Annotated in this window: 23 protein-coding genes; 16 read left to right on the top strand and 7 right to left on the bottom strand. The window is 53.8% G+C overall.

Features of this window, described 5'->3' with window-relative positions; all coding sequences use genetic code 11:
- Positions 1–66: 66 nt before the first annotated feature.
- From C1N58_RS17485 to C1N58_RS17435, 11 genes are all read left to right on the top strand, one after another.
- Positions 67–627 carry a DNA-3-methyladenine glycosylase I gene (locus C1N58_RS17485; protein ID WP_033737277.1) on the top strand — a complete coding sequence of 187 codons (561 nt, stop codon included), beginning with the start codon at positions 67–69 and terminating at the stop codon, positions 625–627.
- Positions 628–743: 116 nt separating this feature from the next.
- Positions 744–1,406: an OmpA family lipoprotein gene (locus C1N58_RS17480; protein ID WP_006121355.1), complete on the top strand. Its 663-nt coding sequence runs from the start codon at positions 744–746 to the stop codon at positions 1,404–1,406.
- Between the two features lie 161 nt (positions 1,407–1,567).
- Positions 1,568–2,557, top strand: coding sequence for a LacI family DNA-binding transcriptional regulator (locus C1N58_RS17475; protein ID WP_394564372.1), 990 nt, complete (start codon positions 1,568–1,570; stop codon positions 2,555–2,557).
- Between the two features lie 62 nt (positions 2,558–2,619).
- Entirely contained in the window at positions 2,620–3,645 is a 1,026-nt protein-coding gene (locus C1N58_RS17470; protein WP_394564371.1) for a LacI family DNA-binding transcriptional regulator, read from the top strand.
- A 138-nt stretch (positions 3,646–3,783) separates the two neighbouring features.
- Positions 3,784–4,533: a sugar phosphate isomerase/epimerase family protein gene (locus C1N58_RS17465; RefSeq protein ID WP_394564370.1), complete on the top strand. Its 750-nt coding sequence runs from the start codon at positions 3,784–3,786 to the stop codon at positions 4,531–4,533.
- Positions 4,534–4,542: 9 nt separating this feature from the next.
- Positions 4,543–5,496, top strand: a complete 954-nt coding sequence (locus C1N58_RS17460; protein WP_039339171.1) for a sugar kinase — start codon at positions 4,543–4,545, stop codon at positions 5,494–5,496.
- Between the two features lie 33 nt (positions 5,497–5,529).
- On the top strand, positions 5,530–6,810 hold the full coding sequence (locus C1N58_RS17455) for an MFS transporter (protein ID WP_039339172.1): 1,281 nt from the start codon (positions 5,530–5,532) through the stop codon (positions 6,808–6,810).
- A gap of 71 nt (positions 6,811–6,881) precedes the next feature.
- Positions 6,882–7,856: a glyoxylate/hydroxypyruvate reductase GhrB gene (ghrB, locus tag C1N58_RS17450; protein ID WP_394564369.1), complete on the top strand. Its 975-nt coding sequence runs from the start codon at positions 6,882–6,884 to the stop codon at positions 7,854–7,856.
- Between the two features lie 80 nt (positions 7,857–7,936).
- Positions 7,937–9,187, top strand: a complete 1,251-nt coding sequence (locus tag C1N58_RS17445) for a valine--pyruvate transaminase (protein WP_394564368.1) — start codon at positions 7,937–7,939, stop codon at positions 9,185–9,187.
- Between the two features lie 158 nt (positions 9,188–9,345).
- Complete coding sequence (locus C1N58_RS17440; RefSeq protein ID WP_058701535.1) at positions 9,346–10,257, top strand: EamA family transporter; 912 nt, start codon at positions 9,346–9,348, stop codon at positions 10,255–10,257.
- 225 nt (positions 10,258–10,482) lie between these two features.
- On the top strand, positions 10,483–11,424 hold the full coding sequence (locus C1N58_RS17435) for an Rpn family recombination-promoting nuclease/putative transposase (protein ID WP_394550930.1): 942 nt from the start codon (positions 10,483–10,485) through the stop codon (positions 11,422–11,424).
- A 200-nt stretch (positions 11,425–11,624) separates the two neighbouring features.
- Here the strand turns inward: C1N58_RS17435 and ibpA are convergent, their stop codons facing one another.
- A complete protein-coding gene (gene ibpA / locus C1N58_RS17430) occupies positions 11,625–12,041 on the bottom strand; it encodes a small heat shock chaperone IbpA (protein WP_006121371.1) in 417 nt (138 codons plus the stop codon).
- 276 nt (positions 12,042–12,317) lie between these two features.
- Here ibpA and C1N58_RS17425 point away from each other — a divergent pair, with 276 nt between their 5' ends.
- The gene (locus tag C1N58_RS17425) at positions 12,318–12,680 is read left to right on the top strand and encodes a YceK/YidQ family lipoprotein (protein WP_006121372.1); all 363 of its coding nucleotides are present in this window, start codon (positions 12,318–12,320) and stop codon (positions 12,678–12,680) included.
- Here the strand turns inward: C1N58_RS17425 and C1N58_RS17420 are convergent.
- The 6 genes from C1N58_RS17420 to dnaA form a co-directional block, all read right to left on the bottom strand.
- Positions 12,661–13,914, bottom strand: coding sequence for a DUF3748 domain-containing protein (locus tag C1N58_RS17420; RefSeq protein ID WP_110268666.1), 1,254 nt, complete (start codon positions 13,912–13,914; stop codon positions 12,661–12,663). The two genes, C1N58_RS17425 and C1N58_RS17420, sit on opposite strands and share 20 nt — an antisense overlap.
- 108 nt (positions 13,915–14,022) lie before the next feature.
- A complete protein-coding gene (gene yidA, locus C1N58_RS17415; protein WP_006121374.1) occupies positions 14,023–14,832 on the bottom strand; it encodes a sugar-phosphatase in 810 nt (269 codons plus the stop codon).
- A gap of 171 nt (positions 14,833–15,003) precedes the next feature.
- Positions 15,004–17,412, bottom strand: a complete 2,409-nt coding sequence (gene gyrB / locus C1N58_RS17410) for a DNA topoisomerase (ATP-hydrolyzing) subunit B (RefSeq protein ID WP_006121375.1) — start codon at positions 17,410–17,412, stop codon at positions 15,004–15,006.
- 17 nt (positions 17,413–17,429) lie between these two features.
- Positions 17,430–18,515 carry a DNA replication/repair protein RecF gene (gene recF, locus C1N58_RS17405; protein WP_394564367.1) on the bottom strand — a complete coding sequence of 362 codons (1,086 nt, stop codon included), beginning with the start codon at positions 18,513–18,515 and terminating at the stop codon, positions 17,430–17,432.
- A gap of 125 nt (positions 18,516–18,640) precedes the next feature.
- Complete coding sequence (dnaN, locus tag C1N58_RS17400) at positions 18,641–19,741, bottom strand: DNA polymerase III subunit beta (RefSeq protein WP_006121377.1); 1,101 nt, start codon at positions 19,739–19,741, stop codon at positions 18,641–18,643.
- Positions 19,742–19,745: 4 nt separating this feature from the next.
- Positions 19,746–21,152, bottom strand: coding sequence for a chromosomal replication initiator protein DnaA (dnaA, locus tag C1N58_RS17395; protein WP_006121378.1), 1,407 nt, complete (start codon positions 21,150–21,152; stop codon positions 19,746–19,748).
- A gap of 598 nt (positions 21,153–21,750) precedes the next feature.
- Between dnaA and rpmH the strand changes: the two genes are divergently transcribed.
- From rpmH to yidC, 4 genes are read left to right on the top strand one after another with little or no spacing between them, the layout of a single operon-like run.
- Positions 21,751–21,891, top strand: a complete 141-nt coding sequence (rpmH, locus tag C1N58_RS17390; protein ID WP_000831330.1) for a 50S ribosomal protein L34 — start codon at positions 21,751–21,753, stop codon at positions 21,889–21,891.
- A 14-nt stretch (positions 21,892–21,905) separates the two neighbouring features.
- Positions 21,906–22,265 carry a ribonuclease P protein component gene (gene rnpA, locus C1N58_RS17385; protein WP_013023999.1) on the top strand — a complete coding sequence of 120 codons (360 nt, stop codon included), beginning with the start codon at positions 21,906–21,908 and terminating at the stop codon, positions 22,263–22,265.
- On the top strand, positions 22,229–22,486 hold the full coding sequence (gene yidD, locus C1N58_RS17380; RefSeq protein WP_006121380.1) for a membrane protein insertion efficiency factor YidD: 258 nt from the start codon (positions 22,229–22,231) through the stop codon (positions 22,484–22,486). Before rnpA ends, yidD begins: the two co-directional genes overlap by 37 nt.
- Before the next feature lie 2 nt (positions 22,487–22,488).
- Entirely contained in the window at positions 22,489–24,129 is a 1,641-nt protein-coding gene (gene yidC, locus C1N58_RS17375; RefSeq protein WP_394550138.1) for a membrane protein insertase YidC, read from the top strand.
- Positions 24,130–24,165: the final 36 nt, after the last annotated feature.

The following is a 24,165-nucleotide window of genomic DNA, read 5'->3' as shown; positions in this document are numbered from 1 at the left end:
TTCAAATGGTGGCGGTTTCCCTCTACCATCGGTCAACAAACTGGCGCTTTATAAAGGAATACCATGATGCAACGATGCGGCTGGGTTACGCAGGATCCCCTCTATCTGGCTTACCATGACAATGAGTGGGGCCGTGCGCAGAGAGATAAACTGGCGCTGTTTGAAATGCTGTGTCTGGAAGGTCAACAGGCCGGGTTATCCTGGATTACGGTGCTGAAAAAGCGCGAGAATTACCGCGCGGCCTTTCACCAGTTTGATCCGCAGGCGGTGGCATTGATGAACGATCAGGACGTTGTCCAACTTATGCAAAACAGCGGCATCATCCGTCACCCGGGTAAAATTGCGGCGATTATTGCCAACGCCAGAGCGATGCTGGCGATGGAGGCGGAAGGGGAAGATTTTGCCCATTTCGTCTGGCAGTTCGTCGATAACCAGCCAATTGTTCACCACTATGCGGATTACAAACAGAGCCCGACCACCTCTCCGCAGGCTATAGCACTCTCTAAAGCATTAAAGACGCGTGGTTTCAAATTCATCGGTCCGACAATTTGTTACTCCTTTATGCAAGCCTGCGGCCTGATTAACGATCACCAAACCAACTGCTTTTGCCATCCTGATAACATTTAACACCGCTCCTTTACAAAATAAGACATTGTCTCAGGATTTCCCTCACTTTTACGCGGCATAATCAGGGCCAGTAAGGGGCCGGGGCGCCCCGATTAGAGAAACCCAAGGGACACATAATGCAGAAAAAATTGATTGCCATCTCGTTATTAATCAGCGGTAGCCTGGTGATATCCGGTTGTACCACGAATCCCTATACCGGCGAGTCGCAGGCCGGAAAATCCGGCGTGGGGGCAGGTCTTGGTGCATTAGTCGGCGCCGGTGTGGGCGTGCTTTCATCCTCGAAGAAAGATCGGGGTAAAGGGGCACTCATCGGTGCCGCCAGCGGCGCAGCCTTAGGCGGCGGTGTGGGGTATTACATGGATGTTCAGGAAGCCAAACTGCGCGATAAAATGAAGGGTACGGGCGTCAGTGTGACGCGACAGGGCGACAATATTGTGTTGAATATGCCAAACAATGTGACCTTCGATTCCAGCAGCAGCAGTCTGAAGCCAGCCGGTGCCAATACCCTGACCGGCGTCGCAATGGTACTAAAAGAGTATCCGAAAACGGCCGTAAACGTGGTGGGGCATACGGATAGTACGGGTTCGCGCGCATTGAATATGCGCCTGTCACAGCAGCGCGCAGAAAGCGTGGCCAGCGCCTTGATCGTACAGGGCGTGGCGGCTGACCGTCTGCATACGCAGGGTGTCGGCCCCGACAGCCCCATTGCGACCAACAGTACTGAAGCAGGCAAAGCCCAAAACCGCCGGGTTGAAATTACGCTGAGCCCGTTAAATTGATCATTTCGCCCCCTGTCACTGGGGGCGAAAGACATGCTACTGTCAGTTATTCGACAATTTTTAGACAATAAACTCGGTAAGGTTTCCAGTTGGTGCCTGTACACAGTGCCAGTTAACGCTTTATGCCAGCATGGTTCAAATTGAACAATGGATAACGCATCATGTCACTTAAAGCCATTGCGTCAGTCCTGGGGCTCTCAGTAACCACCGTGAGTCGCGCCCTGAATGGGTATGAGGATGTAGCAAAACACACACGTCAGCGCGTGGAAGAAGAAGCCCGGCGACGTGGCTACCGTCCTAATGTAGCTGCCCGGCGTTTAAAAACCGGACGCGCTAACGCGGTCGGCGTCGTCTACCCGATGAGCGCCCCGCCCCTCAGCGATATCCATTTCAATAAGATATTACTGGCGCTGGACCAGCGTCTTTCCCACTATGATATCGACCTGCTGTTGCTGACGGATAAACCCTGTGACGGACAGCGTTCACTGATGCGTATGCTACGCAGTCGCGTGGTCGATGCGCTAATCATCACGCACACCTTGCCGCAGGACGAACGCCTGCGCTGCCTACAGCAGAAGGGCTTTAATTTTCTCTCGCTGGGGCGCACTGATGCACAGCAAAATCATGCCTGGTTTGATGTCGATAACGCCGCAGGTTCCGCGCTGGCGGTAAAACACTGCCTGACCCAGGGCATGCAGCGCATCGCCTTTCTCGGGGGAAACGAACGCTGTACGTTTGTTCGCGATCGCCGTCAGAGCTACCTGAACGCCCTGGATTCCGTACCACCTTATGCCACTGCGGCGGTTGCTCCCTCGCGCCGCGCAGGGTATCAACAAGTCTCCGCCTGGCTGGCTGAAGGACTACAACCTCAGGCCATTATTACTGATAGCAGTACGCTGGCCGAAGGCGCGTTAATGGCGCTTCAGCAGGCAGGACGACTGCAGGGTAAGGATGCCATCACTTTGATGGCCTGGGATGGACTCCCGGTTGACGCCATCATTGATTTTCCGGTTATTGCGATTCGTCAGGCCAGTGAGCAGGAAAGAGGCGAACAGCTTGCGACCATGGTGATGCAGTTACTGGACGGCGCACCGCTGGCCCGGCTACAGGTCTTGTGGCAACCCAGTCTGCAACTGCCCGCACAGCGCTAACGTGTTTGCCATGCCGGACGCCTGTGGTAGTCTCGCGGCATGCGTAATTTGCGGAATATTCTATGAAAATCAGGCCTTCTCGCGCCACTATTAGCGATGTTGCCCGCGCGGCAAAAACCGGGAAAACCAGCGTCTCGCGTTATCTTAACGGCGAACAGCATCTGCTTTCTCCCGACTTAAAAGCGCGCATTGAACAGGCAATTAGCGATCTTAACTATCGGCCAAGCCAGATGGCGCGCGGGCTTAAACGGGGGCGAACCCGGCTAATCGGGTTAATCATTGCCGATATCACCAATCCCTATTCCGTGGACGTTATGTGCGGCATTGAAGCGGCCTGTCGTGCCTGCGGCTTTACATTGCTTATGTGTAACACCAACAATGAAGTCGATCTTGAACAGCATTATTTGCAGTTGCTGAGTAGCTATCAGGTTGAAGGCATTGTCGTTAACGCGGTAGGTATGCATGAAAAGGTACTGAGCCGGCTGCAGCAATCTTTGCTGCCGATGGTGCTGATTGACCGAAAAATCCCCGATTTTCCCTGTGATGTGGTGGGCCTGAATAATGCTGAAGCGGCAGAAACGGCCACCGATCACTTAATTGATAACGGTTATGAGGCGCTGCTGTTTTTGAGTGAACCCTTAGGCAGCGTGAATACCCGTCGTGAGCGCCTGCAGGCGTTTCGCCAGCGTCTGGCTGCGCATCCGGCCATCCTCCATGAAAATGCAGAAGTCTCGCTGCATCAGCCCGATGTGATGGATGCCGTCTTGCGTGACTTCTGTCAGCGTCATGCAGACAGGCGTTGCGCAGTTATGGTGGCAAACGGTGCGCTGACCTTACAGGTGGCCCGTTCCCTTCAGCGTCTAAATTTGCACTGGGGAAGCGACATGGGTTTATTGGGGTTTGATGAGCTGGAGTGGGCGGCGCTGGCAGGTGTCGGGATTACCACGCTTAAACAGCCCACCTGGCAGATTGGCTACCATGCGCTGGAGCGCCTGATTTCGCGTATCGAAGGCCACGATCATCCTCCCTGTGAGCAGGTTTTCTCGGGTGAGCTGATTGTCCGGGGATCAAGCCAGCGTCTTCGCTAATTTTCAGATTGTTCCCTTCACTTACGTGCTCGCTTCGTGAGCACGATCATAATTCCGCATTTTGCTACTTTGCTTTGGAACCGGTTCCATTTAACGTTTTTATAACGTTAATACCGATTTTCCCCTCAGGAGTCCGCAATGGAGCCCGAAATTATCGTCGTCACGGCGGCTTATGGACATCAACAGATTGCTGCGCTGGGCGGACAAAGGGCGCTCTTACCGATCATTCAGCAGGCTGGTGCGGACGGTGTGGAAATCCGTCGCGAATTGTTCGATGACACGACTTTCGATGACCTGCCCGCGCTGGCGCTGGCCATTGATCAGCACCGGCTGCGCGCCAGCTATTCTGTACCCGATACCTTGTTCAGTGAGGACGGCAAGCTGAACCCTTTGCTGACGCGTTATTTTACCGAAGCTCGTCAACTAAACGCGCAGAGACTAAAGGTGGCGCTGGGCAATTTTACGGGGGCTCTGTACAGCGAAACACTGCGCATGCTGATTGCGGAATATGGCGTGCCGCTGACCGTGGAAAATGACCAGACAGTGCACGGCAAACTGCAACCGATGCTGCGCTTTTTTAACGCTGCCCGTGAGGCGGCATTGCCGATTGGCATGACTTTCGATATGGGGAACTGGCACTGGACAGGCGAAAACCCGGAGCAGGCCGCAGTCCTGCTGACCGACCAGGTGGGTTACGTGCACGTCAAATCAGCGGTGCCGCAGGGGAAAAGCTATCGCGCTATTGCGCTCGACGATGCCGGACCGGGCTGGCAAGACCTGTTGCATCGGCTACCGGCGAGAGCCCCTCGCGGTATTGAATTTCCGCTGGAAGGCGACAATCTGATTGCGGTTACGCGCCATTATGTGACGCTGCTGCGTAATGTCTGAGGAGTAAAAATGACGACTCATCCTAACGGTACGCTTGATGTCATCACGATCGGCGAAGCCATGGCCATGTTTGTCGCCCGCGAAACGGGTGATTTGGCTGCAGTAGAAACATTTATCAAACGCGCCGCAGGTGCAGAACTGAATGTCGCCATCGGTCTGGCACGCCTCGGGCTGAAAGTAGGCTGGGTGAGCCGTATTGGACAGGACGCGTTTGGTCGTTTTATTTGTCAGGTGCTGGATAAAGAAAATATCGACCATCGTCAGGTGACCGTCGATCCGCGCTATCCCACGGGCTTTCAGCTTAAATCTAAAGTGGATGATGGTTCCGATCCGCTCGTGGAATATTTCCGCAAAGGCTCCGCTGCCAGTCATCTGTCACCCGAGGATTTTGACCACGATTATTTTGGCTCTGCACGCCATTTGCATCTGAGCGGCGTGGCGGCAGCAATATCAGACAGTTCGCTTGAGCTGACCAGGCATGCTGCGAAAGAGATGCGGGCGCGGGGTAAAACAATTTCCTTTGATCCTAATCTGCGTCCGGTGCTGTGGCGCAGCGAAGAGGAAATGCGTAAGCAGCTCAATCTGTTAGCGGAATACGCAGACTGGGTACTGCCCGGTGAAAAAGAGGGTTACATCTTAACCGGCTATCGCCAACCGCAGGATATTGCCGATTTTTATCTCGATAAAGGGGTAAAAGCGGTGGTGATTAAAACCGGCGGCGAGGGCGCCTGGTATAAGACAGCCGGGGGTGAGCAGGGCCAGGTGGCGGCAATCAAAGTTGATCAGGTTGTGGACACGGTCGGGGCCGGAGATGGGTTTGCCGTGGGAGTCATAAGTGCATTGCTGGAAGGGAAACCACTGATAGAGGCGATTCGCCGGGGGAACAAAATTGGTTCACTGGCGATTCAGGTGAGTGGTGACAGCGAAGGTTTGCCGACGCGTCAGCAGTTAGGTGATGTGTAGCCCGGCCCGCAAACAGAAACAGAGGAGTTCCCGATGAAAACGCAGATTATCGCGCCTAAACGCTGGTGGTTCATTATGCCCATCGTGTTTATCACCTACAGTCTTGCCTATCTGGATCGGGCAAATTTTAGCTTCGCATCCGCCGCTGGCATCAATGACGATCTGGGCATTACCAAAGGAATGTCTTCCCTGCTGGGTGCGTTGTTCTTTCTGGGGTATTTCTTTTTTCAAATCCCTGGGGCGATCTATGCGGAGCGCCGCAGTGTAAAAAAACTGATCTTCTGGTGCCTGCTGTTGTGGGGCGGCTGTGCTTCACTCACCGGCGTTGTCAGCAACATCCCTGTGCTGGCGGCGATTCGCTTTGTGCTGGGGGTTGTCGAGGCTGCGGTAATGCCTGCTATGCTGATTTACATCAGTAACTGGTTTACAAAATCTGAGCGCTCGCGGGCAAACACCTTTTTAATTCTCGGTAATCCCGTCACGGTCCTGTGGATGTCCGTGGTTTCAGGGTATCTGATAGAAGCGTTTGGCTGGCGGGAAATGTTTATCTTCGAAGGCATTCCTGCGGTGATCTGGGCCATTGCCTGGTGGTTTATGGTACAGGATAAGCCTGCGCAAGCGCGCTGGATGAGCGATGCAGAAAAAGCCGCGCTACAGGCCGCGCTGCAAAAAGAGCAAGAAAGCATCAAAGCAGTGCGCAACTACGGCGAAGCCTTTCGCAATCGTAACGTGATCATTCTCTGTATGCAGTACTTTGCCTGGAGTATTGGCGTTTACGGTTTTGTCCTGTGGCTGCCTTCAATTTTGCGCAACGGTACACAAATGGGCATGGTGGAAGCGGGCTGGTTATCGGCTGTGCCTTATCTGGCAGCCACGATTGCGATGGTGGTGGTGTCCTGGGCATCGGACAAAACGCAAAACCGTAAACTGTTTGTCTGGCCACTGTTGCTGGTGGGTGCCTTCGCCTTCCTCGGTTCGTACATGGTAGGTTCGGGCAATTTTTGGCTGTCTTATACATTGTTAGTCGTCGCCGGTGCCGCGATGTACGCGCCTTATGGCCCGTTCTTTGCCATTATTCCGGAAATGCTGCCCCGCAATGTTTCCGGCGGCGCAATGGCGCTTATCAACAGTATGGGGGCGTTGGGCTCGTTTATCGGCTCCTGGATTGTGGGTTATCTGAACGGGGCAACCGGCAGTCCTTCGGCCTCCTATATTTTTATGGGTGGCGCACTACTGCTGTCCGTGGTCCTGACGCTTATCGTCAAACCCGCACAAAATAAGGCGCCTCCGCTACAAGGCGCGAAACCGGCCTGAAAGCGTAAGCGTTAGCATCTTCTCCGGGCGACCTTTGTGTTGCCCGTCATTTATTTACAGGAAGCTATCTGATGAAACCCGCCGTCATTCTTTATAAAAAATTGCCTGACGATCTCCGTGCGCGTCTCGCAGACTATGCCACGATCACCGAAATCAACGATTTATCATCCGAAAGCCAGCAGCAACATGCGCAGGCACTGCAACAGGCCGAAGGAATGCTGGGATCGGGCGGAAAAGTCAACGGCGAGTTGCTGGCCAAAATGCCCGCACTGCGCGCCTGTTCCAGCGTTTCTGTCGGCTATGACAACTTTGATGTGGATGCCCTGAATCAGCGAGGGGTAGTGCTGATGCACACGCCAACGGTACTGACGGAAACGGTGGCCGACACCATCATGGTGCTGGTTCTCAGTACGGCAAGACGTATACCGGAGCTGGATGCCTGGGTGAAAGCTGGCAACTGGCAAAAAAGTATTGGTCCGGACCGGTTTGGCATGGATGTGCACCATAAGACGATGGGAATTCTTGGTATGGGACGCATCGGTATGGCGCTGGCCCAGCGTGCGCACTTCGGATTCGGCATGAACATTCTCTACAATGCGCGCCGTCAGCACGACCAGGCCGAATCGCAGTTTGCAGCCCGCCGGTGTGAGCTGGAAACGCTGCTCAAAGAAAGCGATTTCGTTTGCATCATCCTGCCGCTTACCGAAGAAACGCATCATTTAATTGGCGCAGAACAGCTGGCGATGATGAAGCCCAGTGCGGTGCTGATCAACGCGGGCCGTGGGCCAGTGGTAGATGAAAATGCCCTGATTACCGCGCTACAAGAGGGCACGATCCACGCCGCCGGGCTGGATGTTTTCGAAAAAGAGCCGCTGCCGACTGACTCGCCGCTGCTGTCGTTACCGAATGTTGTTACGTTGCCGCACATTGGCTCTGCAACCCACGAAACCCGCTATGGGATGATGCAGGACGCGGTAGAAAATCTCATTGCCGCCCTGAGCGGCAAGGTTGAAAAGAACTGCGTGAATCCTCAGGTGCTGAAGTAATCCTGCGGCTGCCCATTGCGCCCGCCGGGAGCGGGCGTTATGGTGGTTATCCCATTCTTTATTACAAATTTTTAACCGCTATGGCTTTTTCTCAGTTCGGCGACAAGTTTACTCAACATTCCGGCATCTCACGTCTGATGGAAGACATGGGCGCAGGCCTGCGTACGCCCGGCACGATCATGCTTGGCGGCGGCAACCCCGCACAGATCCCGGCAATGAACGATTATTTTCAGCAGTTGCTGCAGCAGATGCACGACGAGGGCAAACTGAGTGAGGCCTTATGCAATTACGATGGTCCACGCGGTAAAGCCGTGCTGCTGGATGCCCTGGCGGCAATGCTACGTGAGCAGTGCGGTTGGTCTGTCACTGCGCAAAATATCGCGCTGACTAACGGCAGTCAGAGCGCATTTTTTTATCTCTTCAACCTGTTCGCGGGGCGGCGCAGTGACGGCAGTAAAAAACGGGTGCTGTTTCCTCTGGCTCCAGAGTACCTGGGTTACGCTGATGCGGGCCTGGATGAAGACCTCTTTATTTCTGCCAGGCCCAACATAGAGTTATTACCGGAAGGGCAGTTCAAGTATCACGTCGATTTTGAACATCTCCCCATGAATGACGATGTGGGGCTGATTTGCGTATCGCGCCCGACCAATCCAACCGGCAATGTCATTACGGATGACGAACTTCTGCAACTGGATGCGCTGGCGCAGCAGCATGAGGTGCCGTTACTTATCGACAATGCTTATGGTGTGCCATTTCCCGGCATTATTTTTAGTGATGTGCGGCCGCTGTGGAACCCCAATATCATTCTCTGCATGAGTTTATCCAAACTCGGTCTGCCAGGCGCACGTTGCGGGATTATCATCGCCGATGAGAGCACGATTACCGCGATCGGTAACATGAACGGCATCATCAGCCTGGCACCGGGCAGTATTGGCCCGGCCATTGCCAGCGAAATGATTCAACGTGGCGATCTGCTGCGCTTGTCTGAAGAAGTGATTAAACCTTTTTATCAGCACAAGGTGATGCAAACGATCACCCTTATTCGCCGCTACTTATCGGCGGAGCGCTGTCTGATCCATAAACCGGAGGGGGCAATTTTTCTCTGGCTGTGGTTCCGGGATTTACCGATCAGTACGGAGTTGCTGTACCAGCGGCTTAAAGCTCGGGGCGTGCTGATGGTGCCGGGCCACTTTTTCTTTCCGGGTCTGGAGCATGACTGGCCGCACACGCACCAGTGCATGCGCATGAATTATGTACCGGATGCGGAAAACATTGAGCGCGCCATACAGATTCTGGCTGAAGAAGTGGAGCTCGCCTGGCGCGACAGTTAAATCTACAGACCCGATCGGGCAACAAGGCGTCGTCTCTATCCGGCCGGCCTTGATGAAGCGCAACGCTGCCTTAACCCGATCGCAAAGGCATTTTGCATTATTAACAGACGTGATGCGCATATGGCCGTGCGGGCCAGCGCGGGCAAAAGGAGAGTGCGGTGTCGGGAAAAGACTGGCTGTTAGCCCTGTGTGTAGTGATTGCGTGGGGCGTGAACTTTGTTGTCATAAAACTGGGTCTGCATAACATGCCTCCCTTTTTGCTGGCGGGATTGCGTTTTGCACTGGTTGCCTTTCCTGCCCTTTTACTGGTGCGCCGTCCTGCTGTGCCAGTAAAGTGGCTTTTACTTTACGGCATGACCATCAGTTTTGGGCAGTTTGCGTTTCTGTTTTTGGCCATCAAACTGGGTATGCCTGCAGGCCTTGCTTCGCTGATATTACAGGCGCAGGCGTTCTTTACGCTGCTGCTTGGGGCGCTGTTTCTGGCCGAAAAGCTGCGCTGGAATCACATTGCGGGCATGCTGATTGCCACCTCAGGCATTTTTTTATTAGCCACCTCCGGCATGGCTGGCCAGAGCGCCGCCGGCATAACACTGACCACTATGATGCTTATGCTGGCGGCGGCGTTTTCCTGGGGACTGGGGAATATCACCAATAAAATCATCACCCGGCATTATCCCGTACCGGTTATGTCGCTGGTGGTCTGGAGCGCGCTGGTGCCCGTCGTTCCTTTCTTTGCCTGTTCGCTGCTGTTTGAAGGCCGGTCGGCAATCATTACCAGTCTGACGCACATTGATCTACAGACGGTGATGGCGCTGATTTACCTGGCCTTTGTGGCGACCATTATGGGTTACGGCATCTGGAGTACGTTGCTTAGCCGTTATGAAACCTGGCGTGTGGCACCGCTTTCCCTGCTGGTGCCTGTTGTTGGGATTGTTTCGGCAGCCCTGGTGCTGGGGGAAACCTTATCACGCCAGCAGATTGTGGGTGCTGTAATCATCATTGTCGGGCTGCTGGTCAATATGTTTGGTGGCGTGATTGGTCAGCGCTGGCTCAGGCAGCCGCAACATTAGCGCTTACCACTCGTCAAACTGACGTGCCCGACGTGACTACCTTTTCGTAAATGCCTGTGCATGCGCGCGTTTTCGGGCTGGCTTTGGCAGCCCGCTCGCAGAATAAAACCTCCGCCTGGACAGCAATGCGGATGCATGGAAGTATCCGCATTGCCAGGGCGGCCAGACATCTCTTTTCACTCATCACGACTTTCGCCCGTGTGCTTTATAACCGGGCCAGCAATGATGAAGAAGAAAAACGCAACGCCAACACCACATGATGCAACCTTTCGTCAGTTTCTCACCCAACCTGACATTGCCCGCGATTTCATGGAAATTCATCTTCCCGCAGATCTGCGCGCGATTTGCGACTTACGGACGTTAAAACTGGCGTCCGGTTCCTTTGTTGAAGCCGATCTCCGGCAGTATTTCAGTGATGTGCTGTATAGTCTCAAAACGACAGCGGGTGAGGGCTATATGTACGTCCTGATCGAACATCAGTCTTCACCTGACAGGCATATGGCGTTCAGGCTTCTTCGCTACGCGGTCGCGGCCATGAAGCGCCACCTGGATGCCGGCTATAAAACGCTGCCGCTGGTGATACCGGTGCTGTTTTATATGGGTAAACGCAGACCCTATCCTTATTCCACCTGCTGGCTGGATGATTTTACGCATCCGGCACTGGCTCGCAGGCTCTACAGTACTTGCTTCCCTCTGGTTGATATTACGGTAATGCCTGACGATGAGATTGTGGAACATCGCAGCATGGCGGCACTGACGCTGCTGCAAAAGCACATCCATCAGCGCGATCTCGCAAATCTGATGGACAGACTTGTCCCTGTGCTGCTGTCCGGTTATCTTTCGTCATCACAGATTGTATCGTTGGTGCACTACATTGTGCAGGCGGGTGAAACCCCAGACGTCGAGGCTTTTATTCAGGAACTGGCCCTGCGGGTGCCGCAACACGGAGACACGCTTATGACCATTGCACAGCAGCTTGAACAAAAAGGTATGCAGAAGGGCTTTGATAAGGGAATTAAGCAGGGAATTCAGACCGGTTTACGTGAAGGCCGCAATGAAGGTAAACGCGAGGTTGCGCGCACTATGCTGCAGCATGGCCTGGACAGAACAACCGTGATGAAAATGACCGGGTTGAGTGAAGCAGATCTGGCACAGATTCAGCATTGATCTGAACCTGCAAAAGAAGGCGCGGGACAGGTGAAGCCTGCGTTTGTCAACGCGACCTGATGCTTTTCGTTTTCTTACCATCAGGCCATCACCGATCGCTTCGCCGCATCCGCATCAATCTGCTTGTCGCGGTCATAAAAAAACGGCCACAACCTGTATGCTGTGACCGTTCTCATGTTTACTCAGCCGTCACGGCCGCTTTATTTTAAAATTTCAATCCGGCGTGGTTTCGCTTCTTCAGGAATCAAACGCTCAAGATCGATGCTCAGCAGACCATTTTCCAGGCGCGCGTCGCGCACGACGATATGGTCAGCCAGCTGGAATTTACGCTCGAAATTACGCTCGGCGATGCCCTGATAGAGATATTTACGTTCTGTCTGCTCTTCCGGATGCGCACCACGCACGATGAGCACGTTGTCGTGGGCCGTAATATCCAGTTCACTCTGAGCAAAACCGGCTACCGCGATAGTGATGCGGTAATGGTTCTCATCAACCAGTTCAACATTGTAAGGGGGATAACCACCGTTGCTCTGATTTTGATTGGACTCAAGCAGGTTGAACAGGCGATCAAATCCGATGGCAGAGCGATAAAGGGGAGACAGATCAAAGTTACGCATAAAAAGACTCCTGAATGTCAGCAAGTTTTGGCAACCTTCCACTATTGGACAGGTTGTGCAGGACCGCATTGCCCCTTTCGGCGGCAGCCTTAACGACCTTGTTTAGAAAATGGGTGCAGACGCCAGTCTTTCAAGACCCGATGCGTGATTTTTTTCGCCAAACTGGCGAAATGGCATACACTCAAGGGTAAATTGCCGGACCAGAACGGACTTCATGACTGAGAGGGTACGCTGGTGCGCTCACGCAATCAGGTGCCAGAATCGAAGGGACGACATATGAAAATGATGAAAAGGTTACCGTTGGCTGGCGTGATGTGTTGCGCAGTCGCTTCCGGTGGATGTTCCAGCGTCATGACGCATACCGGTGCAAGTCAGGGCTACTATCCGGGCACACGTGCCAGTGCCGACATTCTGACGGACAGTCAGGCCAGCTGGGCGCTAAAGCCCCTGGCGCTGGTTGATCTGCCTTTTTCTGCCGTCATGGATACGCTGTTACTGCCCTGGGATTACTATCGCAGCGACAAGGATAAAGCCCTGGATTCGCCGCGCGCCCGCGTGCTTCAGAGTGAAAAGCTGGCCCACACCGAGGAGAATCTGGCGCATGCTCAGCCCATGCCCGCTATGCAACCGTCACAGTAAACAGGTGCTGCCAGCCCTCTTTTTCCCGCATAAAAGCGATCTTTTTTCCATCCGGTGACCAGACCACCGCATCCCCGGACGGTGCCGACCCGGTGCGGGCGGTTAAGCGTTCGCACTCTCCCGTTTGCCAGTGACACAGCATCACGCTGTTGTCGCAAATAAAGGCAATGGCTTCACCACGAGGATGCCAGCTAAATGCAGACTGAATGCTGTGGTTCAGCCGCGTTATCTGACGCGGTTCACCGCCGTTAGGCGATACCCACCATAATTGAATCACCTGCTGGCTGTCCGCCATCAAAAAGGCGATAGCGCTGCCATCGGGTGAGCTACGTAACCAGTGGCGAGGTTGCTGCGCCAGTCCCTTGCTATAGGTTAACCGTCGCTGTTGAACCCCCGCTGGTGGCGCAGGTAGATGGTGGCTGTCCCCTTCCAGCGGTGAGCGGCCGGGTTTGGCATAGGCTTCCAGTGCCTCTGGCAAATCGACGACAAATACCTCGGGATGCTTGTCTCCTGCCGCGGAAAGCGTGTCGCCAATAAAGGCGATGGCCCAGCGTTGACGGCTGCCGTCCGGCTTTTCATAGCCCTGATGACCAATCCAGCACTCTTCATAGGCCCGATTGATTTGATCGCTGCCCGGCTGTGGGTGCGCTGTCGTTTCACTGACTACTACACAAAAATGGCTGCCATCATATTCGCGCGGATGCTGTTTTTCTGGTTTCACTGCTTTTAACGGGACGGCAATGCCGACATTGCGCAGATCAAGACTGATATCCAGCTCGTGCATCACGTGATCGTTATAGGTGAAGCTGAGGCGCGAGCCATCCGGACTAAAAACATGGACGTGAGAACCGCCGCGCAAAGCACCTGGCGTAAAGGGCGGCGTGATATCGCATGCATCCAGACTGGCGGCCTGACCCGCTTCAATGATCACGCCGCGGCGATGATGAAAGTCATAATGCCAGTTGTCGTCAGGATGCTCTGGCCCATGAATACAGACATAGCGCTCGGGTAAGGTGGGACAAACCGTCACCACGCCAACATGGGCGCCCGCCGTTGCCTCATACAGCACTTCCACTTCGCCGGTATTCACATTAACGCGTTCAATTGTCTTACCGGTGAACGACGCGCCGGAAGGCCGCACATCAAAGGCCAGCCACTGGCTGTCGGGCGTCCAGACGTTGATGTTGGTCAGTTGATGATGACGAGGAGCAAAAGTAATCTGTTTTTCAGGCATGAAAGCACTCGTGAGCAGGCGCGTTATTTGACAGTTGCAGTGATGTTATGGGTAAAACCGTGCAGATGACTGACCTGTCTGCGCGGTTTTACCCATAAAAGAAACCGATTAAAGCACCCATTTTTCAATGGCGTGCGCAACCCCATCTTCCATATTGGTTTTGGTCACAAACTGGGCTATTTTTTTCACAGAATCAATCGCATTGCCCATCGCGACGCCGGTCCCTGCGTATTCAATCATCGCCAGATCATTTTCCTGATCGCCTATCGCCATGACCTCTTCCGCTTGCAAACCCAGTTTCTCCGCCAGCATTTTTACGCCATAACCTTTGTTTACCCGACGGTCGAGAATTTCCAGATAGTAGGGCGCGCTTTTCAAAATGGTATACGTCTGGTGCGCATGCTCAGGCAGTCTGGCGATGGCCGCATCAAGCAGAGCGGGTTTATCAATCATCATGAGTTTTGGAAAACGCGTTGCCGGATCCATTTCTTCAACGGCCCGATAACGTACCGGGATGCCGGTCAGGCTGGCTTCATGAATTGTAAATTCGCTGATATCTTTATTTGGCGTATACAGGTGTGATTTATCAAACGCCTGAAAATGCACGCCCAGTTCTCTGGCCAGCTTCTCAACATACATGTAATCGTCAAAGCCCAGCGTCACATCGGCGACGACTTCACCATCTTCAGCCCGATGAACAAGCGCGCCATTATTACTGATGCAGTACTGACCTGGCGTATGGAGATCAAGTTCCATTAAATAACGTTCAATACCAACATAAGGCCGGCCGGTCGCCAACACGATGGAAACCCCTTTTTCCCGGGCGCGGTTCAGTGCCGATTTTACGCCTGCGGTGATCTCGTGCTGCGGATTCAGCAGCGTGCCATCCATATCAATTGCGATCAGTTTAATAGCCATAGCATCCTCATTGTGTCGGGTTTGCAGCAATGCTAGCGCGATTCAGCTCACATTGACCAGTTTATCGGCGCTTTTCAGCACGCGTGAACCATAACGTGTTACGTTTCGCTCCACGATGATCTGGCAAAAAAAAACCCTTCACGAGGAAGGGTTTTACATCTTTTGGCGCGATTAGATATCGATGTTAGCGGCTTTCAGCGCATTCTCTTCGATGAAGGCGCGGCGTGGTTCAACGGCATCCCCCATCAGGGTTGTAAACAGCTGGTCGGCGGCGATCGCATCTTTAATGGTGACACGCAGCATGCGACGGCTGTCTGGGTCCATTGTCGTTTCCCACAACTGATCCGGGTTCATCTCACCCAGACCTTTATAGCGCTGTACAGACAGACCACGACGGGATTCTTTCACCAGCCACTCAATCGCCTGTTCGAAGCTGGATACCGGTTGACGGCGCTCACCGCGCTCGATGTAAGCATCCTCTTCCAGCAGGCCGCGCAGTTTGCCACCCAGGGCGCAAATTTTGCGATATTCCGGCCCCATAATAAACTCGCTGTCCAGAGGATAATCCGTGTCCACGCCATGGGTCCGTACGCGTAAAACAGGCTCAAACTGATTCAGCTCACGATTTTCACGTACGTGTGCCACATAGGTGCTGCCGTGCGCTTCACGTTCAGTCAGATAGCTCACCAGTCCGTTAATCCAGGCGTTAACGGCCGCTTCATTACTCAGATCGCTCAGCGTGTCGTGATAGACCAGCGCACGTAACATCGCCAGCGGAAAACGGCGCTCCATACGTTTGATCATCTTCTGCGTGCTGTTAAAGTCCGCGACCAGAGATTCAAGCGGCTCACCACCTAATGCCGGTGCGCTGGCATTGGTGTGCAGCGTCGTTCCGTCGAGGGCGATAGCGATCTGATACTGATCCATCGCCTCATCGTCTTTAATATACTGTTCCTGCTTGCCTTTTTTCACTTTATACAGCGGCGGCTGAGCAATGTAGACGTGACCACGCTCAATAATTTCTGGCATCTGACGATAGAAAAAGGTCAACAGCAGTGTACGAATGTGCGAGCCGTCGACGTCCGCATCGGTCATGATGATGATGCTGTGATAGCGCAGTTTATCCGGGTTATATTCGTCGCGGCCAATGCCGCAGCCCAGCGCGGTAATCAGCGTAGCCACTTCCTGAGACGCCAGCATCTTATCGAAACGCGCCTTCTCAACGTTCAGAATTTTCCCTTTCAGCGGCAGAATAGCCTGGTTTTTACGGTTACGGCCTTGCTTGGCAGAACCGCCCGCGGAGTCACCCTCCACCAGGTAGATTTCAGACAGAGCCGGATCGCGCTCCTGACAATCCGCCAGCTTGCCCGGCAGGCCAGCCAGATCCAGCGCACCTTTGCGGCGGGTCATTTCACGGGCACGGCGCGCGGCTTCACGGGCGCGGGCGGCATCAATGATTTTGCCGACAACGATTTTTGCATCGCCCGGATTTTCCAGCAGATATTCCGCCAGCAGTTCATTCATCTGCTGCTCAACGGCCGATTTCACTTCAGAAGACACCAGCTTGTCTTTGGTCTGTGAAGAGAATTTTGGATCCGGCACTTTCACCGACACCACGGCAATCAGGCCCTCACGCGCGTCATCACCGGTGGCGCTGACTTTGGCCTTCTTGCTGTATCCCTCTTTATCCATGTAGGCATTCAGGGTACGCGTCATCGCGGCGCGGAAACCGGCAAGGTGCGTACCACCGTCGCGCTGAGGAATGTTGTTAGTGAAGCAGTAGATGTTTTCCTGGAAGCCGTCGTTCCACTGCAGAGCTACTTCCACGCCAATGCCGTCTTTTTCGGTCGAGAAATAGAATACGGTCGGATGGATAGGCGTTTTGTTCTTGTTCAGGTACTCAACAAACGCTTTGATCCCGCCTTCGTAGTGGAAATGGTCGTTTTTGCCGTCACGTTTGTCTTCCAGACGAATGGAAACACCGGAGTTCAGGAAAGAGAGCTCACGCAGGCGCTTCGCCAGGATGTCGTATTCGAAGTCGGTCACGTTGGTGAACGTGTCATGGCTTGGCCAGAAACGGATACGGGTACCGGTCGCGTCGGTATCGCCTGTCACCGCCAGCGGCGCTTCGGGCACGCCATGCAGATAAATCTGCTGGTGCACTTTACCTTCGCGACGAATGGTCAGCTCCAGCTTCTGTGACAGGGCGTTAACCACAGACACGCCCACGCCGTGCAGGCCGCCTGAGACTTTATACGAGTTATCGTCGAACTTACCGCCAGCGTGCAGCACCGTCATGATCACTTCTGCCGCGGACACGCCTTCTTCTTCGTGGATACCGGTTGGAATACCGCGTCCGTCATCCTGTACGGAAACCGAGTTGTCCGCATGGATGGTGACAACGATATCTTTACAGTGACCGGCGAGCGCTTCGTCGATTGCGTTATCCACGACCTCGAATACCATGTGATGCAGACCGGTTCCGTCATCGGTATCGCCGATGTACATGCCCGGGCGTTTGCGTACCGCATCAAGCCCTTTCAGAACTTTGATACTTGAAGAGTCATAAGAATTCGACATCAACGTTTCTCGCTCATTTAATCTTTAGGTTGAACCGCTATTTTACCCTGTTCCACGCGGAACATCTTGCCCTTTTCGTCAGTCATGTCGATTACATGCTCGGACGAGATGGCGCTGACAAAGACCTGAGCCTGCGTCGCCTTCAGTCGTTCCGCCAGCAGGCGGCGGCGACTGTCGTCCAGTTCAGAGGCAAAGTCATCAATGAGGTAAACACAACGGCGTCCGCTCTGGTTAGTCAGGAACTCGCCCTGCGCCAGACGCAATGCACACATCAGCAGTTTAAGCTGCCCGCGTGAGAGTAAATCTTCCACCGGCGTACCTTCGGCACGAATACGAAAGTCCGCTTTATGCGGGCCGTTGGCGGTGTAGGTTAAGGCCCGATCGCGTTCAAAGTTGCGTTCAAGCAGTTCGGCATAATCGCTCTCTTTGTCCCAGCCGCGCTGGAACGAAAAACGCAGATCAAATTCGGGTAAAAACTGCCCGCAGGTGGTGACGATCTCGGCTGAGATCGCGTCACTGTACTCGGCGCGCCACTGGCTAATCTGTTCGGCCAGCGGCACCAGTTCTTGATCCCAGGGACGAACCTGACTGTAGCGCGTGACCTGACGCAATGCCGCATTGCGCTGTTTGAGCAGGCGCCGCAGGTTGCTCCAGGCATTAAAAAAACCCGGCGTATTGTGAAAGCAGCCCCAGTCTACATAGGCTCTGCGATATTTAGGACCGCCATTAAGTAGGGTAAAACCCTCTGGCGTGATCAACTGCATCGGCAGTAACTGCGCCAACTCGGCCACTTTATGTCCGTCGCTGCCGTCAATGCGGACTTTGCTCTCCCCGGCGCGATTTTTACTGAGCCCGACGGAGAACTCGCGCTCCTGGCCTTCCAGCCGGCCATGCAGCACAAAGGCGGCCTGATCGTGCCGAATTACCCGTCCCGCCTGCAAACTGCGAAACGCACGTCCGTGGCCCAGCGTATAGATCGCCTCAAGCACGCTGGTTTTGCCGCTACCGTTCGCGCCCACCAGAAAATTAAATCCCGGCGCTAACGCCAGGTCAGCCTGTTCAATATTGCGAAAATCTTTTATTAGCAGGCGGGTTAAAGACATGAATCAATCCAGCGTGAAGGGCAAAAGTCAGGATGAAAGGGATTGTGCCTTTGAAAAACAAGCCGCTCGGGTCACGGACAATACCGTCCGAAACCCGAATGGCGAGCAGGCCAGCGTACGATGGCCTACAGGCGCATAGGCATGACGACATAGGCCGCCGCCGGGCTGACGACATCTTCAATCTGCACACTCGACACAGAATCCGTCAGCAGCAAACGGACGTTCTCGCACTTCAGCGCATTCAGCACGTCCAGCACGTAACTCACGTTGAACCCAATTTCCAGCTCGCTGCCGTTATAGCTGACATCCAGCATCTCTTCCGCTTCTTCCTGTTCAGGGTTATTCGCGGTAATTTTTAGCTGATTTTCGGTGATATGCAGACGAACACCACGGAATTTCTCATTCGACAGAATCGCAGCACGGGCAAACGCCTGTTTCAGCAGATCGCAACCGGCTTCCAGCACCTTATCCGGATTCTTGGGCAACACACGACGATAATCCGGGAAGCGACCATCCACCAGCTTAGAGGTGAAGATATAGTCGCCCACATGTGCACGGATATTACTGCTGCCAATCTGTACCTGAAGCGGCGTATCGCCGCCATCCAGCAGACGCAACAGCTCGATAACCCCTTTACGCGGCACGATGACCGAATGGCTGGGCAGCGCCTGGCCAACGGGCATGGAACAGACGGCCAGACGGTGACCATCGGTGGCGACCGTACGCAGTTCTTCGCCTTCGGTCTCAAACATCATGCCGTTCAGGTAGTAACGCACGTCCTGATGCGCCATGGAAAACTGCGTGGCTTCAATAAGCCGTTTCAGCGTTGCCTGCGGCAGCGTGAATTCCACCTCGCTCTGCCAGTCATCCAGGTTGGGGAAGTCGCTGGCGGGCAAGGTCGAAAGCGAGAAACGGCTGCGGCCAGAGCGCACCAACATCCGTTCGCCTTCCAGTGTGACGTTGATCTCTGCGCCTTCCGGCAGGCCGCGACAAATATCGAGAAATTTGCGTGCCGGCACGGTGGTTGCGCCAGGCTCGTGCGCCTGAGTAAGCGCCACGCGCGCCACCATTTCCATTTCCAAATCGGTGCCGGTCAGCAACAGCGATCCGTCATTCACCTGCATCAGCAGGTTGCCAAGGATCGGCAGCGTCGGACGACCACCAAGGGGGCCGCTGACTTGCTGCAGCGGCTTTAGCAACTGTTCACGTTCAACAATAAATTTCATAGCGTCACGAAGATAATGTTCTGATGAGATTAGAGAAATCTTCTTTGATGTCGTGGCTTTCTTCACGCAACTGCTCAATCTTGCGGCAGGCATGAAGCACCGTGGTATGGTCGCGACCGCCAAAAGCATCGCCAATTTCCGGCAAACTGTGGTTGGTCAGCTCTTTCGCCATCGCCATCGCCATTTGACGCGGACGCGCGACTGAGCGCGAACGGCGCTTAGAGAGCAAATCCGCGACTTTAATTTTGTAGTACTCCGCAACGGTCTTCTGAATATTATCAATAGTGACCAGTTTTTCCTGCAGGGCCAGCAGATCCCGCAATGCTTCGCGAACGAAATCGATCGTAATCGCCCGACCGGTAAAGTTAGCGTTCGCAATCACCCGGTTCAGTGCCCCTTCCAGCTCACGCACGTTCGAACGTAAACGCTTGGCAATAAAGAAGGCCACTTCGCCCGGCAAACGAATGTCGTTTTCGTCCGCCTTTTTCATCAGGATCGCAACGCGGGTTTCCAGTTCAGGCGGTTCGATCGCCACGGTCAGGCCCCAGCCAAACCGTGACTTCAGTCGATCTTCAACCCCGTTGATCTCTTTGGGGTAACGATCCGACGTCAAAATGATCTGTTGATTGCCTTCCAGCAGGGCATTGAAGGTGTGAAAAAATTCTTCCTGCGAACGCTCTTTATTGGCAAAAAACTGAATGTCATCGATCAACAGCGCATCAACCGAGCGGTAGTAACGCTTAAACTCTTCAATCGCGTTATTTTGCAGCGCTTTTACCATGTCCTGCACAAAGCGCTCGGAATGCATGTAAACCACTTTCGCATTTGGCTTACGCGCAATGATGCCATTACCCACGGCGTGCAGCAGGTGAGTTTTGCCGAGGCCAGTACCGCCATAAAGGAACAACGGATTGTAGGCACCGCCAGGGTTATCGGCCACCTGGCGTGCCGCCGCGCGCGCCAGTTGGTTAGATTTACCTTCAACAAAGTTATCGAAGTTATGGCGATTGTTAACATTGGACCGATAGGTCACATCCGCAGGAGCAGGCACGTTGTCCCAGCTCGGACGTAAAATCTGTGTCGGTGCCGGACGGCTTGGCACAGGCTCTGCCGGCGCACTGACGCTGGCCATCGCGGGCTGGCTGACCGCTGCGGCGTGTTGAACCGGACGCGTGCCCACCTCAAAACGCAACAGCGGGACATTGGCACCGCAGAATTCGTTCAGCAATGCGTTAATGCTGTTTAGGTATTTATCCCGAACCCAGTCGAGTACGAAGCGGTTAGGAGCATACAAGGCAAGCGTATTGTCGTTTAATTCAGCCTGTAGTGGACGGATCCACATGCTGAATTCGGTGGCAGGAAGCTCATCCTGCAAACGGGCAAGACACTGTTGCCAAAGCGTAAGTGACACGGCGGACTCCACTCGTACAAATTCGATAAGAAAAAGTAGGCACTAATCTAAGAAACGTTCATTTTTGACACAGACGAAAGAAAGCGCCTGCGACCGCTATCAGCGGTTTTCCACCCCGCAACCATCGGAGGATCGCCAGAGGAAGGGCGGATCATAGCGCAAAGCGCGACAGAGATCTTCCCTTTCTACACAGTTTTTCTCCTTTTTATCCACAGGGCATGAACGCGGGTAAAAGTCTACGCCTGCGGCAGAAAAAACCACCTGGGATCGTGCTGAATGATCCAAATTTTCGGACGGCTTCTCGTTTTTGACGTGTGGCAGGCGAATTTGATCGCAATAAGATCCTGCGCGATCCTTGCGCTTTAACGCAGACCCCGTATAATTCTCCCCCCGGCGTTGTCGCGTAAAGCTCAATGCCCGGACTCAGCGGGCTGTATCCGGGTTTTCTGGCGCCGCGACAAGCGAAGTAAATTGACTCGGGACTGTACAATTATTACAATCCCGCCTCTTTATTAAAGACACATTGAGGCGTCGGTCTGTTTGTTGGCCCGAAAACGCGTCACCCAGTGAAAATTTTCAAGTTTAGGTAGAAATCGCCATGAAACGCACTTTTCAACCGTCCGTACTGAAGCGCAACCGTTCACACGGCTTCCGTGCTCGTATGGCTACTAAAAATGGTCGTCAGGTTCTGGCACGTCGTCGTGCTAAAGGCCGCGCTCGTCTGACCGTTTCTAAGTAATAAAGCTAACCCTGATGGGTAAGCTCGCATTTCCCAGGGAGTTACGTTTGTTAACTCCCACTCATTTCACTTTCGTCTTTCAGCAGCCACAACGGGCTGGCACGCCGCAAATTACTATTCTCGGCCGCCTTAACGCGCTGGGGTATCCCCGCATCGGTCTTACCGTCGCGAAAAAACATGTGAAACGCGCTCACGAACGTAACCGGATCAAGCGATTGACCCGCGAAAGCTTTCGTCTGCGTCAACATGAATTGCCGTCGATGGACTTTGTGGTGGTCGCGAAAAAGGGTGTTGCCGATCTCGATAACCGTATGTTGGCGGAAGCGTTGGAGAAATTATGGCGTCGTCACTGTCGCCTGGCGCGCGGTTCCTGATCGTCCTGATACGCGTATATCAACGCGGTATCAGTCCATTGCTGGGGCCACACTGTCGGTTTCATCCGACCTGCTCTCAATACGGAATTGAGGCCTTACGCAGGTTTGGCGTGATAAAAGGCAGTTGGTTGACTTTAAAACGCGTATTAAAATGCCACCCTTTGAACCCGGGTGGTGACGATCCTGTGCCGCCAAAAACCTTTGATACCAGAGAACATTAACGATGGATTCGCAACGCAATCTCTTTCTCATCGCTTTTCTGTTCGTGTCTTTCATGATCTGGCAAGCCTGGCAGACGGACCACGCTCCGAAGCCATTGCAGACCCAGACCACGCAAAACACCAACAGCGCTGCCGGTGATGCTACCGGTGTTCCCGCCAGTGGCCAGGGTAAAACGATCACCGTTAAGACCGATGTCCTGTCATTAACCATCAACACTCGCGGTGGCGATGTTGATCAGGCGCTGCTGCTGACTTACCCGGATAAGCTGGGTTCTGACAAGCCGTTTGAGCTGCTTGAAACCACACCATCGTTTGTCTACCAGGCGCAGAGCGGTCTGACTGGCCGTAATGGTCCGGACAACCCGAACAACGGTGCGCGTCCGCTGTATACCACGGCACAGGATCACTTCGAACTGGCTGACGCTCAGAGCGAGCTGCGTGTTCCGATGACGTTCACGGCTGAAAACGGCGTTGTCTATACCAAAACGTTTGTGTTCAAGCGTGGCGACTATGCAGTTAACGTTGATTACAACATTAACAACACCAGTCAGCAGCCGCTGGAAGTGTCAATGTTTGGTCAGTTAAAACAGACCATCGATTTGCCTAAGCACCGCGATACTGGCAGCAATAACTTTGCGCTGCATACCTTCCGCGGTACAGCTTACTCCACCAGCGAATCGAAATACGAAAAGATTAAGTTCGATACTATCGCCGATAACGAAAACCTCAACACCACCACCACCAATGGCTGGGTGGCGATGTTGCAGCAGTATTTCGCTACCGCCTGGGTGCCGCGCACGCAGGGAACCAACACGCTTTACACCAGCAATCTGGGAAATGGCGTGGCGGCTATCGGCTATAAATCTGCGCCGGTCACCGTTGCACCGGGTGCACAGCAGACACTGGATGCCACACTGTGGGTAGGTCCGGAAATTCAGGATAAAATGGCCGCGATTGCGCCGCATCTTGACCTGACTGTGGACTATGGCTGGTTATGGTTCATCTCTCAGCCGCTGTTTAAACTGTTGAAGTTCATTCACAGCTTTATCGGTAACTGGGGCTTCTCCATCATCATCATCACGTTCATCGTGCGTGGCATCATGTACCCGCTGACGAAAGCGCAGTACACCTCGATGGCGAAAATGCGCATGCTGCAGCCGAAGATTCAGGCGATGCGTGAGCGTTTAGGGGATGATAAGCAGAAGCAGAGCCAGGAAATGATGGCGCTGTATAAGGCTGAAAAAGTGAATCCGCTGGGTGGCTGTCTGCCGCTGGTGATTCAGATGCCTATCTTCCTGGCCTTGTACTACATGCTGTCTGGCTCGGTTGAACTGCGTCATGCGCCGTTTATTTTATGGATTCATGACCTGTCAGCGCAGGATCCGTACTATATTCTGCCGATCCTGATGGGCATCACCATGTTCTTCATTCAGAAGATGTCACCGACGACGGTGACCGATCCGATGCAGCAGAAGATCATGACGTATATGCCTGTAATTTTCACCGTGTTCTTCCTGTGGTTCCCGTCAGGTCTGGTGTTGTACTACATCGTCAGTAACCTGGTGACCATTCTCCAGCAGCAGCTGATCTATCGCGGGCTGGAAAAACGTGGCTTACACAGCCGCGACAAGAAGAAAGCGTAAAACCGTCGCGGGAGGTCTCCCGCGATAAAACAGGTT

The sequence above is a fragment of the Pantoea sp. SGAir0180 genome, assembly GCF_043546245.1.
Note: the sequence above shows the minus strand (reverse complement) of the source record. Positions and strands in the feature narration are given on the sequence as shown.